This window comes from Apilactobacillus zhangqiuensis, from assembly GCF_019656215.1.
GTDB lineage: Bacteria > Bacillota > Bacilli > Lactobacillales > Lactobacillaceae > Apilactobacillus > Apilactobacillus zhangqiuensis.
The window spans coordinates 122,614-136,797 of record NZ_BPLK01000001.1 but is presented as its reverse complement, the minus strand read 5'-3'; the positions used below and the strand labels follow the sequence as shown (position 1 = coordinate 136,797).

Genomic DNA, 14,184 nt, shown 5'->3' with positions numbered 1-14,184 from the left:
TCACTATGTTTTTTTAAAGAAAATATCCATTTTTGATTAAAAATTAGGTCAACATTGTTCACCTAATCACAATGTTTAATGCTTATATATTCCTTTTTATTGTCTAACTTACTTAAAAATAAATATACTATTTGTATAATACATTTATCTGGAAAATTAAATTTCTATTATTAAATTAATAGTAAAATATTAAAATAACCCTGAACGCTTATGTTCAGGGTTATTTTTTTACTTAATTTTGACTGGTTTATTAATTGATAGTAGGTAGATAAATTTATCGGTAACCGGTTTATGCAAGATATTTTCCAACGCCTTGGCATATAGGTTAATTTGACCCTTGTACTTCTTAACAGCCTTATTGATACTTCTATCACTATCGTTTGGCACGTAGTCGGTCTTGTAATCAAACAAGATGACCTCGTCGTCTAATTCGATATAACCATCAATAATCCCGTGAATTAGGATTTTTTCTGGTGAATCGGCATTAAAACCAGGGAATACCAGGTTAGCATCCATTAGCATCGAGAATGGTGCTTCACGATGAATTCGTTCTGGATGAGCTAACATTTGTAGTCCCAATTCACTGTCAAACACATTGATAACCTCTTGGGTTTGAATTAAGCCGGCGATTTCTGGGGTAACGACCTTATCGGCAACTAAACGTTGGAGCATCCCTACCACATCACCTACTTCTGGCTTGTGGTCCAATGGCACCTCTTGTAGCAACAAGTGGGTAGCTGTTCCGACTTCAGCAGCACTTGGTTTGACAACTGATTGCATGAACTTAGGAACCGTGAAGTTAGAGCTGACGTACATATTCTTTTGCTTATTATTTTCTTGCCAATGTTCATCATAATTTCCCAATTGAATGCTATCAGGATCTTCAAATAGTCGTTTAATTTCGGAAACTGATTGATAAGCAGTCGTATGAGTTGCAACTTGATTTTGATAAGTGAAGTCCAAGACCTGATTAACATCATCAACATTGATGTCCTTTGGCACCATCTTCTTGGCACTTTCAACGATGTGATTTAACCACTTGGCACTGACAGCACTGTCGCCTGATGGACTGTGTTGAGCTAGGTCGTTGGCATTCACAAATTCGACATCAAAGTTAGTCTGATCATCGTCTAAACCTTTATAGGTAACGTCGTCGCCGAACTTGTTTCTAAAGTTAGGATGACGGACCAATGCGGGTCCAATCCAGTCTAAGTAACTCTTGGCACCACTTCTTAAGGCGGCATCGACTAATAAGGTGTCACCACTGGCGGCCTTGTTCCAGGCATCGATGACCTTGGTTCTATTATTTTCATTCTTGCTGGCACCAACGATGAATAGTTGTTGTTCCGCACGGGTTAGCGCAACGTATAGTTTACGCATTTCTTCGGCCAACAATCCTTGGTTTTCGATTGCACCAACCACTTGGCGTTGCAATGAATCTTGTTTGATTCGAGTTTCTGGGTCGGTGTAGGTAATTCCTAGTCCTAAGTGGTCATTTAGGATGTAGGCCTTATTGCTGTCTTGTCTGTTGAAACCATGTGAGGCATCCATTAGGAAAACAACAGGGAATTCTAGTCCCTTACTTCCATGAATAGTCATTACTGATACTGCATCTTGGTTATCATCAGCATTGGCTTCATCCAAGTCTTCGTTTCTTTCTTGCATGCGACGCACGAAACGAACGAATTGGAATAATCCTTTAAAACTAGTTTGTTCGTAGTCATATGCACGTTCGTATAGGGCATGTAGGTTAGCTTGGCGTTGTCTTCCGGCAGGCATCCCTCCGACGTAATCCAAGAATCCGGTGGTTTCGTAGATGTCCCAGATTAAATCAACAATCGCATGCTGTTGGGCAACGTCTCTGAAGTGTTTTAATTGTTCGACAAATGTCTTTACACGTGAGAATACTTGGTCACCAAATTCGGAATGATCCATGTTTTCATAATTATCGTAAAAGTTAATTACGGCATTGAAGTAATCACCAGTCTTTTGGTTAATTCTCAAGTATGCCAATTGGTTTTCGTTTAGACCTACCATTGGTGAACGCAATACCGCAACCAATGGAATGTCTTGGTATGGATTATCAATGATTGATAACATCGACATCATAATTTGAATTTCAGTGGTCTTAAAGTAACTTTGCGCTCCATTGATTAGGACTGGAATGTTGTATGAACCAAAGATATCGGAAATGATTAAGTTGTTATTTCTAGTCGAGGAAATAATTGAGATATCAGAGTATTGAATTGGACGCATCACTTGTTTGTCACGGTCAAACACTGGTAACTTCTTTTCGACCATTTCGTTAATCTTTTGGGCAACCATTTCGACTTGGCCATGTGCACTGTCTTGGACTTGGAATTGGTCGTCGATTGGTTCTTCTTCATCGTCCTTACTTTCGTAAATCATCACATCAACATTAGATTGTAATTCGTCTGGATAGTATTTCGCACCGGCCTTTAGTTTGGCATCCCCGGTGTAATCAATTTCACCAACTCGTTTGTCCATTGTTTGAGTGAAAACTAAGTTGATGAAGTCATCGATGTTTTCTGCGGAACGGAAGTTATCTGGTAGGACGATGGTGTGACAATCATCACTGTCCATGCGTTCGATAAACATAGATGGATCGGCAAGACGGAAACGGTAGATGGATTGCTTAACATCTCCCACCATGAACATGTTGCTATGTTCTGGGTTCGCCAAAGTCGATAAAATCGCATCTTGTAGACGGTTATTATCTTGGTATTCATCGACCATGATTTCATTATATTGATTTTGGAGATTAACTCTGACAGCCTTAGATTCGCCGTCTGAGCCAGATAGAATATCATAGGCATAATGTTCCACATCAATGAATTCTAGACAGTGACGCTTCAATTTAGCCTTTTGATAGCTATCGGTGAATGCTAGGACAACTTGAATTAACTTTTCGATTAATTGCTTGGAATCCTTCATTACTGAAAGGTTTTCTTCTTCGTTTAACGCGAAGTACTTATCGGGGAGTTTTTGAACCGCCTTCTTGGCGTTATCACGAATGTCTTTGATGCGGTCGTGAAGTCCCTTAGCAATGTCGTCATAGTCCTTGGTAACACGCGGGAAGGCCTTGAACTTAACGTCTTCAAAGGCTTGCTTGATGTCATTCCAATCAGAATCAGGCAACATATCGTATAAACCGTTGATATTATCAATATCGACTTGAACGGCTGCTGCTTCTTTTTCCATCAAGTTTTCATCTGCAATTCGTTTAGCTGATTCAAAAGATAGACGTTGTTGTGTTAAATCATTTTGAATGAATGGTAGTAGATTGTTTTGGTAAAAGTCGGAATGAACCAAATCATCCCCATCGATTTCATAAATCTTGGTGGTATTCTTCAACCATTCAATTGGGTCACGGTTTACGTTGGCGTAATCGTAAATTCTAAATACTAAATCGGTTAGACCATCATCGGAACGGTCATTGGAGAAGTTTTCGGTCAACTGCGCAAATAAACCATCACCATCGTTGGCGTATAGGTCTTCACGAACTGAATCCCAGACCTGTTCCTTTAGCATTTGACTTTCGGTTTGGTCCGCCAACAGTCTAAAGTTAGGGTCCAAATCAATAATGTAGTAGTAACTTTGGACGATTTTTTGACAGAATGAGTCCATTGTTGAAATATCGGCGACTGGCAAACGACGTAATTGACGAACTAAAAACGCCTTAACATCAGAGTCAGTGGCTTTTTTCAATTCTTGTTGTAACGCCTTTTGAATACGGTCACGCATTTCCTTAGCAGCGGCCTTAGTAAAGGTAACGATTAACATTTCATCAATGTTAACGCGGTCGTTTAATAACTTGTTGATAACACGATCAACTAAGACACGGGTCTTACCAGAACCAGCTGAGGCTGAAACGAGGACGTTTTCATCAAAATGTCCGGTAACGGCTTCTTTTTGTGGCTTTGTGTATTCCATTATTGATTGTCCCCCCTTAGCATTTTCAAGACGTCTTCTAACGAGTAGTTAGGCACGTCTCTATAGTTGTTTTCATTCAATAGCGGATCGAACTGCATGATTGAACGATAAGGTGTAAATTGCATTGCGTCTTGGTTTTGACCAAAGCGCGCTGGTTTCAAATCGATATTTCCAGTAAAGATTTCCAATCCGGCCTTCTTAATTAGGTCCTCGTTGTGAGATAGCAATAGGTCCAAGTCTTCAGGTTGCACGATTGGACTGGACTTGTAGAAACTACCGTCCTTTTTCTTTCTCAATGGGTAAACATTGGATGAACCGTACTTGTCATCTGCGATGGTCTTATCAATCTTATCCAATAACTCACCGTCGTTAACTAGAATCCCTTGGTATTTTTGTTTGCTTAATACCGCTTCTTCAAATGATTTCTTCAAATCATCCTTGGTGTACTTAGGATTGTAGATGTGCATGTATACGGCACCGGCCAAGGCGGCCTTTTCTTCTTCATCGATGATGCCTAGGTTGTGCGCTAACACATCGATGTAGGTCATCATTTGCATAGAAGTTCCGTCGTAGACACGTGAGAAGTCCAACTTACGTTCACTGGACTTGTAGTCGACAATTCCTAGGTAGTTCTTGCCATCGACATTCATTGAATCGATTCTATCGATTCGACCACGAACGTTAACCAACTTTGCAGTGGTTAGTTCGTTGCTCTTAGGCAATTCAAAACTAAGTGGTTTCAAATCATCCTTATGACCAACTTGACCGAATGAGATTTCGGTCTTTTTCGCACGCATTGGTGTGTACTTACTTTGTTTTTGAATGGTTTCGATTGTGTGTTTAACGGTCTTAATCAATTGGTTCTTGATGTAATTCATTCGACTAGAACTGCTCAAGATGGTGTATTGGAAGTCGTTTGGATCTTCTAACATCTTGGCAACAACAGTATCAACCAATTCATTGATTGCTTGTTTGTCCAAGTTTTCCAAGTCGATGTGTTCTGAATTTACGATGCGCATCAAGTGGTCCATTGATTCGTGATAGAACTGACCGGTACTTGCTGGAGATAAGTCAAAGACATCACGTTCTTTTAGCTTCAAACCATAGCGCAAGAAGTATTCGTATGGGTTGCTGTAAAATTGTTCCAACTTAGAGATGGAAGTATTGATTTTATCGCCGTATAAACCAGTAACGATTTCTGGCAACAATTGAGTAGGTGTGTTGTTGTAGTCCAAACCACCCAATAGTTTGTTGGTTAAATCACGGTAGTTTAGGTTTTGATCTAGTTTGTTGTATACATATTGCCATGCTGGTGCCAAATTAGAGTTATTTATTTTGGCATCTTGGCTGGCTTGAACTAAGTGACGAAGTGTTGAACGATAAGTTCCAACATATTCGTAGATATCCTTGGCATCAGCAGTAGGATGACTGGAAATGTGTTGGATATCAATATCAAAGTGTTCCGCAATTCTGGAAACATATGGTGAAATGGCCACTGATGATTCGTCACTATCGCCTAAACTATAGGAAAAGATTAGCTTTTCACTACCTGATAGGAATGCTAGATAGTTTAGGAATGGATCGTTGGCCATTTGGTTTTCAGAAGTTTCACGCAAGTATTGGTCATCATCAAAGAAGTCACGCAAATCATCACGGTCCGCGTCACTAAATAGTGCTTCATTGGTAATCTTATCAGGCATTACTTCGTCGGTCGCACCCATCATGAAGACCACTTTTCTATTATTCATTTGAACGATTCCACTTTCAGAAATGGCAACTTGGTCCAATGTTGATGGAATTTGTGAGTAGTTGGCACCTGAGAATCCACTTTGAAGAAGACTCAAAAAGTCGTCGGAAACAAATTCACGGTCACCTAAGATTGAAACGTAGTCGTCCAATAAATTACAGAATGTTTGCCATACCTGTTCTGGTTGTGCAGCATCCAATAGGTTGTCCTTTAAGATGGAGTCGTTACGCCATTCCTTTAGTCTTCTAACCACTCCCATGTCCACTAGAAATTGGAATAATGTGGCTGCGGCTTCTTGACCGGTCTTGGCATTTCGCAACTTCTTGAAGAATGGTGGGAAGTTATCACCAATAAAGTGTCTAATTACGTTAATTTTCCCGGAAATGTTACGCATTTTATCTGCTTGCACACCAAAATCACTATCTGATAACCATGCGTATTGCCAGTCTTCCTTTTGAGTCCAACGAGAACCTTCATAACCATTCTTTAGTACCAAGTTTTCGGTTAATGCCACATATTGTCGGTAATCATCAGTCTTCATAAAGTTACCATTACCATCACCTGGGACCATTAATTCTGTCTTCAATAGTCGCATTACATCTTGATATTGATACTTACGAGAACCATTTTCTAGACTGAAAAGCGCATCGATTAATTCCACCAATGGATGGTCTTCCATTGATTTGGTAACGTCGTTAAACGCAGGAATGTCGAGTAGTTTAAACACTGGTTTGATTACGTTTTGGTATTTGTCCAAGTGACGAGTCAATATTAAGAAATCGGAGTATTTGTAGCCACCATGAGCGACCATTTGGCGAATCTTGACGGCAATATTTTCCACTTCGGCAAACGGACTATCAGCACGATAGACCTGAATACTATCAGAGTTACTTAGTTCGCTCTTGTCGATATCGCCCAGTCCTGTTGATTGTGCCCAGTATGTATCTAGTTTGTGTAAATCATCGGACACGCGAAGATTCTTCGCCATTTTATCGACCAACACGGGAACGTTGTTGGCACGGGCAATGTTGTAGAAACGGTTATACCACTTAGCTGATTGGAAGAATAAGTTAGGTCCTTGTGGTAATTCGTCAGGATACTTACGATCCAAGTTAAAACCGATGGTGACCCCAGCGGAGCGCTTGATTAGTAATTCCACCAATTTGGCTTCTTGGGCGGTAAATTGGTTAAATCCATTGAAGTAGAAATGACTGTGGGATAGGTCTAATTCGTCATTTTCGATGAAACGACAGAAAAGATTTAAAACATCTGATTTGTATAGGTAGATTCCTTGTGTTTGTTCCTCAAAAGCGCGGTAAATGATGATGAAATCATGCATTTTATCGCGCAATCCAGCGTTTATTTTGTCGTTGTTGTCGACGATTTTTTCTAAATTGTCGGCAGAAATTTGGCCGGCTTGCATTTCACTGATTTGTTGAGCTAATTTTTGAATAAAACCAGGTTGGCCGGTTTCACCCCTAAAAACGGTCAATTCATCCTGGTGATCGATTAAGATTTGGTAGATCAGCATGCTGATACCGGAGTCGCTTAGTCTTGTCTTTTGGTATTCCTGATTATTCTTCATGTAATACCAGACAAGTCGGGTAATGGAGAAAGTCTGGAACTTACTTTCGGCGTAAATTGGTTCATTATCGGTGTTTAAATCCTTTAAAGCTTGCACTTCGGATTCAAACTTAATGTGGTTTGGAACTAAATAGAAGAATTCATCATCAGGGTGATTATTGATTGATTCTTTCAGTGAATCAACGATGACTTCTTCATGGTCGTAGCTAGCGGTTCCCAAAATAAATTGTAAAGACATTTCATTACCCCTTTTTCATGAATTAATATTCTAATTATATAATACGTGAAAAGATGTGTCAGACATTTCAAACATTTAGTTACTCTTCAAAAATGTTATTAAGACGGCGTTTATGTGAATTATAATTTTTTAATTGAAAAAATTTTATGTTTTTCGAGTCATAATCTTTGGTGCAATTATTCGGTTGTGGTATATTAAATCGTACACAAAATATTAATACAAAACGTATGGATATTTTGGACAATAAAAAACAATTAAGATGTAATATAGGATCGATTTTTATTTATTGGGATAAAGCTCTAACTTGGGTTTAATAAAATCGTCTACCGCCTTGAACATCTAAGGAAAGAGGTACTGTTATGTTCAGACATACTCGTAAACTACAATACAACGCTAAGCCAGATCGTCCAGATCCAATTATGGCTCGTCGTCTACAAGAAGCCCTAGGTGGTCAATGGGGTGAAACTACTGGTATGATGTCATACCTATCACAAGGTTGGTCATCAACTGGTGACGAAAAGTACAAAGACTTACTATTAGACACTGGTACTGAAGAAATTGGTCACGTTGAAATGATTTCAACTATGATTGGTTACCTATTAGAAGGTGCACCAACTACTATGACTACTGAAGAAATGAAGAATGACCCAGCTAAGGCTGCCCTACTTTCAGGTATGGACCCAGAACATGCATTAGTTCATGGTCTAAACGCTGGTCTAAACAACCCTAACGGTGCTGCATGGAACGCTGGTTACGTTACTTCATCAGGTAACCTAGTTGCTGACATGCGTTTCAACGTTGTTCGTGAATCACAAGCTCGTCTACAAGTTAGCCGTCTATACGACATGACTGATGACGAAGGTGTTCGTGACATGTTGAAGTTCCTATTAGCTCGTGAAACTCAACACCAACTACAATTCATGAAGGCTCAAGAAGAACTAGAAGAAAAATACGGTGTTATCGTTCCTGGTAACATGCACGATATCGAACACAGCGAATACGCTCACGTTCTAATGAACTTCTCTGATGGTGAAGGTTCACGTGAATTCGAAGGCCAAGTTGCTAAAGACGGTCAAAAGTTCACTTACCAAGAAAACCCAGAAGCTATGGGTGGTATTCCAGAAGTTAAACCAGCTGACCCTCGTTTACACAACGACCAAGGCTAATTTCTACCTTTACTCCTACAATTTTCGAAATACGACAATTAAACTTATTAATCCAAACAAAAACTCCAACTTCGGTTGGAGTTTTTTTATATTTTCTTAACTTGTTATTTTTTCATAATAGAATTAGAATTAGATTAATAAAATTTATAGGAGTGTTTGTCGTGCAATTTATTTTCGCTTTACTTCATGGAATCGCCGAAATGATTTCTAACTCAATTGCTTTTCACTTAACCCTATTACATATTGAACCTTCAGACATCTTTTTGAAGCTTCCCCACATTATTCAATCAATCGTTAACTTTATTAGATAGATCAAAAAGACACTCCTGTTTAGGAGTGTCTTTTGTTTATTTGCTTAAATCACTATCATTAAAAATTTTGGTGATTTTAGTTCCGCTACTATCAACTCTTCCGTCAACACCAATGGTTAAAGATTTGTTTCTATATGTAACAACATAGTATAAAAGGTTTCCCGACCCCTGGTTATCAGTAAATTTCGGATGTTCTTTACGATGTTTTTGAATGAACTTAATAACTGCTGGTTCCTTACAATATTTCTTCAAACTTTTATCGTTTTGAACGATACCGTAATATTCATTTTGCACACTGAAATCAGATTGCTTGTAAATATTAAAGGCAAGAACTGCCACTACCAAGACGCCAATCGCTGCCACAATTATGAGAACTGCTTTTTTCATCTTATATAACCTCTCTCTAATCCAAAATTAATGTTAGCCTTAACCGTATCACTTTCACACATCGATGTAAATAACTTTAATATGGAGTATCTTTTGTTTAATATCAAATTCATTGTGGTAATATTAGGCACAATAAAAACGTAAATCAGGAGGAATGCCCATGCCATCAAATAATGAAGCTGAACAGTTAAAGAAAATCATGAACGATACTTTAGACATATCAAAATACATATTAGCCAGCAAAGACGATGACGAAATTCTTACCCATATTGCCAAATTAATAAATTGTGATGCATATATTATGGATGTTTTCGGTCGCCTTCGTTCATACAGTGAAAACGCAAAGATGGATGCATCCCTCTTCGAATCCGTAACTCATGATCTAAAACTCATCGAACTAACCGAACCGGTCACCCTTTTGGACAAGTACAGCATCTATCCACTAAAGACTATGGACAAGTTGACCCGCAGATTTGTGGTATTTTCGATGAAGATGCCAGAAGATTTAAGCTCTCAATTATTGATTGAAAACATGGTCAACCTCCTAAGTCTAGAAAGCATGCAGGTCAGCATTAATTTGAACCAAGTTAGACAACGTCGCAACGAATTGTTCGACACCATCTTGGCGCAAAACCTACCGGAAAATGCCTTCGAAGATACTTTGAAACTAAACGGACTAGACTCTAATTCAATGTATAAGGCGTTTGAAATCGACGAAATTAATTCCGTCGACACCGGACACCACCAAGAAGATATGCACCGTGTTAACGACTATATCTACTGGTACTTTGAAAAGTTACAAATCCCAATCATCTTGATTTCATGGCATTTCAAGCCATTCATTTTGGTCGAAACTAAAAAGAGTTTGTTACCATTATTAAACGAACTAAGTAAGTTCATCCACGAAAACTTTGTTGGATCAAAGACGCAAATCGGATACACCGACGATGCCAAGCCACTGATTCAATTCAAGAAGTTACTTCGTGAAGCCGATGAAGCCTTGGATGTCGCTAAACGTGAAAACATATTGAAGCCAAATAAGTTCATCCCGCAACAGGTTGAAGATATCTTGAGCCTAGTACCAAAGAAAGAAGCCGACATGTTTGTCGACGCCATCCTCGGTCCTGTTTTAAACCTAAAGGATGACGAAAAAGATGAATTAATCGAATTGCTTTCCTACTACTACGCCGATAATCAATCGATTTCAATGGCGGCCAACGATCTATTCATTCATAGAAATACCGCCGTTTATAGATTAAAGAAGCTGGAAAAACTACTTAACATGAGCCTAAACGATGTTTCAGATAGTGAACAACTCAGAATGGCTACCAAATTATACTTAATTCACCACTAAGGAGGGCTAATTTATTTGATTGATAGCAATATAAATAAGTATATCGATAATAATGATGTTTTAGAGATATACTCAAAATCCAGGGATAACTTTGAGTTTGAAGATTTTATTTTGGGAATTATTGTGTCAGAAAAAGGTAATTATCTATTGGTTGAAACACTAGATGATTCTGGACTCTTAGATTCATATACATTATTACTAATAAAACGATATTTCTAAAATATCTTTAAATACCAACTATACAAATGTTTTTACTCATTACGTCAACAGCAATAAAAAGAATGATATATACGATCCTTTTGAGTTGAAAAAAGAAATGAGCAGTATACGTAATAAAAAACTGGATGATATTATCCAAACTTTCTTGAGTAACAGAAAAGTTATATCACTTTGTACAAGTGTTGATGAAAACTTCCATAAAGGAAACATAATCGCATATGACAAGAATCACATCGTTTTAGATGAAGAAAGGTATCAACAAACTTTTGAAAGTGAAATACAAGAAAAAAATAATTTAATAAAATTAGATACTATAACTGCTTTTGACTTGTTAAGTAAAGAAAATAAACTATATGAACAATATTTAAACAAAGACATATAGTTCTTAATTAATATTCCGAAATTCACAGAATTTATAGGAGAAAACACAAACGAATTTAATCTCTCTATTAGAAACATTTTTCTGTATAATTTCTATTTTCAAAAAAAAATTAAATAAAAAAGGTCAGGACATATTCCTGGTCTTTTTTAAAATTCACTATCATCTTGATTTTCAGTAATTTCACGAATGAAATTCTCTGCTTCATTGGAAATAATTAATTTTTTCTTATCCTCAATCCCTGCATTTCTGACAACTGTAAAGATATAAAATTCGATATATGCAATAAAAAAAGAGCCAATCGGCTCTTTTTTAATAGTTAATCACATTGTTTTCTCCAATTGATAACTTAGGAACTTTTACTCTAACACTTTTTTATGAAATTCCTTTTGATCAATTGTGATTGAATTGGATTTTCTTAATTTCTTTTGGTTAATAAAAACTATATTTGCACTAGAATCTGCCACGAATTCTTTAATTACCTTTCCTCTGTTAAAAACTCTGATGGTAGATGGAGCTACATTGCTAAGATAAATTTTTACGCCCTTTTCGTTTCGTGTATTTTTATAAACGACAGGCTTTTCAGTAATCTAATTGTGGAGAACACAAAAAGCGTAGATAACTTAATAATTAGGATGCGTCTTTATTTGTATAAAAATTCAAAAATAAAATATTTTAATTTAATCAACAAATAATTCTATAATTAGGTTATTTAAAAAACTTATTTGACAATAAGTTAAAAATGATGATATTTTGTATTAGTTACATAATTAATTTTTAGGAGGATTTCATTTTGAATTTAAACAAATCTTTAAAAAGAACTGGAATTATTCTTTTCTCAACCATCACTTTAGCAGGAGTTACTGTCCCAGGAATGTCAAACGCTAAAGTTTTGGCTGATTCAGTAAAATCTACTCATGTTGAACAAAATAATTCTATTTCTAAAGATTCAACATCAAAACAATGAAATAATATTTCAAAATTATTTAAAAAGGCTGATAAATACATATCAATGGATGGTAATCAATACGTCTTAAGTGATGAAGCATCTAAAGATTTTTCAAAACAAGAACTGGATACAATCCAATCCCAAATCAACAATGCTAATGAATCTATAAAATTATCATTGAATAATAAAAAAGTTTTTACTACAGTTAATCATGCAAGTAAGTCTATAACTAATTATATTCCAAACACAAATACGAATAACAATAATAGAAAATTTGGTCATATGTTATATCGTTATGGTTCTAATAAAGTAACAATGGGTTGGAATTATGTAAGACTTTACATGAATAAGACTACAACACAAGGTGTAATAACAGGTGGAATTGCAATTACAGCAAGAATAACTGACATGCTTGCAACAGTTTTAACAGATGGATTAGCATCTGTTCTAGCAGACCTAGTTATTACAGGATTAGCTGCATATTTAGGTTATGTATCAGTTACAGCTATTAAAGGTGGTACATATGTAGATCTTAACACTATAGAAATGGAGATTAATAATGCTGGATGGCAATAGAAAAAAAATATTTATCGTAGCAGACCTTGTGCTTACATTCTTAATTGCTGCTTCTGCTGGATATTTATCAGGTAAATTTAATTTTTCTTCAAGTCAGAACATTATAGCTACTATTGCGGTAGTAATTATAATATCAACTATAACTCATATAATACGTTTAAAAATGAATGATAAGCAGAAAAAAAAGTAATTTAATTAGTAAAAATTAAATATATTCTTTTAAGCATGATATTTATTAACTATACAAAATATAATAGACATCATGCTTTTTATATATCTTATGATTAGGTATCTATTTGTTTTATAGAAGTGGGATATATCCATAGAAAGATGTGATCTATTCAAAGTTTGGATAGATCATTTATTAAACTGCAAAATACTTAATAGTTATTTGCATATTATGTAATCTCTTTTATATGAGTATTTCTTTAATGCAATTAAATTATGCAATAAATAGGTTAAAATTAAACTTTTTTTAAACCAATATCAGTATTTTTTATAATAAAATAATTATGAAAAATATAATTATAGGAGTGATTAGAGTTGCAAAAAAATAATGTATTTAAGCTAGCAATTATTTTTTTATTAACATTAGTTGTAAGTACCGCCACTGTTATTCCAGCTGCTAATGTTCGTGCTAATGCTAACGCTAACGAACAACAAGAAAACATTTCTAAGGTTGTTTATAATGATTCAATAAATCAAGCTACTGTAAACTATTTTACAGATAATAATGGTCAAAATTTTTATAATGATCTTACTAATAGTTTAGCTGCTGAAGGCAAGTATCCAGAAAGCTTAGAGCTTCGTTGGTTCGACTCTGCTGCAGTAAAAGTCGGTGTAAAAGCTATGATACTTGCTATGAAACGTATTGGAAAAAAAGTGTGGGATGCAGCAATTGAAAGAGTTGTTAAGCACATTCCAACGAAGGAAACAACTAAAAAAGCTTTATTTAAATTTCTTCAATTTAAATCTTTGATGACGGCTCTTGATATAGCTACTGGCATTAATGGTAAAATTGAGGACATTTTGACAAGTATCCTATATAAAGGAGTTCATATTCCTAAATTTATCGCAGGAATTATTGCAAGAGCGGTGGTGGACATTGCCCTTTGATTAAATCATTAAATATAGCCATTGTTTTTAACATTATCTATGCATTAATCATATCATCCTTATTTGTGTATGTACTAAAACCATACTTCTCGATTATTGATATGAATAATCTAATTATTGCAGGAACTAACATTGTTTTTATAATACTTTTAGTAATTACCATTCTAAAGGTATATAGTTGGTTTATAAATGCGGATATCCAAG

At 35.9% G+C, this 14,184-nt stretch carries 12 protein-coding genes; 9 read left to right on the top strand and 3 right to left on the bottom strand.

Annotated features, from left to right (window positions below):
• Window positions 1-228: 228 nt before the first annotated feature.
• Both addA and K5Q07_RS00635 read right to left on the bottom strand, forming a co-directional pair.
• Window positions 229-3,954, bottom strand: a complete 3,726-nt coding sequence (addA, locus tag K5Q07_RS00640; RefSeq protein ID WP_220729138.1) for a helicase-exonuclease AddAB subunit AddA — start codon at window positions 3,952-3,954, stop codon at window positions 229-231.
• Window positions 3,954-7,523, bottom strand: coding sequence for a PD-(D/E)XK nuclease family protein (locus tag K5Q07_RS00635; protein ID WP_220729137.1), 3,570 nt, complete (start codon window positions 7,521-7,523; stop codon window positions 3,954-3,956). The genes addA and K5Q07_RS00635 overlap by 1 nt, the downstream gene beginning before the upstream one ends.
• Before the next feature lie 359 nt (window positions 7,524-7,882).
• Here K5Q07_RS00635 and K5Q07_RS00630 point away from each other — a divergent pair, with 359 nt between their 5' ends.
• Together K5Q07_RS00630 and K5Q07_RS00625 are read left to right on the top strand one after the other, a co-directional pair.
• Entirely contained in the window at window positions 7,883-8,689 is an 807-nt protein-coding gene (locus tag K5Q07_RS00630; RefSeq protein WP_053795941.1) for a manganese catalase, read from the top strand.
• Between the two features lie 161 nt (window positions 8,690-8,850).
• Window positions 8,851-9,000, top strand: a complete 150-nt coding sequence (locus K5Q07_RS00625; RefSeq protein ID WP_155453936.1) for a hypothetical protein — start codon at window positions 8,851-8,853, stop codon at window positions 8,998-9,000.
• 36 nt (window positions 9,001-9,036) lie between these two features.
• Here K5Q07_RS00625 and K5Q07_RS00620 read toward each other — a convergent pair whose 3' ends face one another.
• The gene (locus tag K5Q07_RS00620) at window positions 9,037-9,387 is read right to left on the bottom strand and encodes a hypothetical protein (protein ID WP_034534205.1); all 351 of its coding nucleotides are present in this window, start codon (window positions 9,385-9,387) and stop codon (window positions 9,037-9,039) included.
• A 160-nt stretch (window positions 9,388-9,547) separates the two neighbouring features.
• Between K5Q07_RS00620 and K5Q07_RS00615 the strand changes: the two genes are divergently transcribed.
• The 7 genes from K5Q07_RS00615 (at window position 9,548) to K5Q07_RS00585 (ending at window position 13,980) form a co-directional block, all read left to right on the top strand.
• Window positions 9,548-10,741: a PucR family transcriptional regulator gene (locus K5Q07_RS00615; RefSeq protein ID WP_220729136.1), complete on the top strand. Its 1,194-nt coding sequence runs from the start codon at window positions 9,548-9,550 to the stop codon at window positions 10,739-10,741.
• Between the two features lie 15 nt (window positions 10,742-10,756).
• The gene (locus K5Q07_RS00610) at window positions 10,757-10,960 is read left to right on the top strand and encodes a hypothetical protein (protein ID WP_220729135.1); all 204 of its coding nucleotides are present in this window, start codon (window positions 10,757-10,759) and stop codon (window positions 10,958-10,960) included.
• A gap of 85 nt (window positions 10,961-11,045) precedes the next feature.
• Complete coding sequence (locus K5Q07_RS00605) at window positions 11,046-11,342, top strand: hypothetical protein (protein WP_220729134.1); 297 nt, start codon at window positions 11,046-11,048, stop codon at window positions 11,340-11,342.
• 790 nt (window positions 11,343-12,132) lie between these two features.
• Window positions 12,133-12,306: a hypothetical protein gene (locus K5Q07_RS00600; protein ID WP_220729133.1), complete on the top strand. Its 174-nt coding sequence runs from the start codon at window positions 12,133-12,135 to the stop codon at window positions 12,304-12,306.
• Window positions 12,307-12,351: 45 nt separating this feature from the next.
• Window positions 12,352-12,864 carry a hypothetical protein gene (locus K5Q07_RS00595; protein WP_220729132.1) on the top strand — a complete coding sequence of 171 codons (513 nt, stop codon included), beginning with the start codon at window positions 12,352-12,354 and terminating at the stop codon, window positions 12,862-12,864.
• Window positions 12,848-13,054, top strand: coding sequence for a hypothetical protein (locus K5Q07_RS00590; protein ID WP_034534196.1), 207 nt, complete (start codon window positions 12,848-12,850; stop codon window positions 13,052-13,054). The genes K5Q07_RS00595 and K5Q07_RS00590 overlap by 17 nt, the downstream gene beginning before the upstream one ends.
• A gap of 353 nt (window positions 13,055-13,407) precedes the next feature.
• Window positions 13,408-13,980 carry a hypothetical protein gene (locus K5Q07_RS00585; RefSeq protein ID WP_034534194.1) on the top strand — a complete coding sequence of 191 codons (573 nt, stop codon included), beginning with the start codon at window positions 13,408-13,410 and terminating at the stop codon, window positions 13,978-13,980.
• Window positions 13,981-14,184 lie beyond the last annotated feature (204 nt).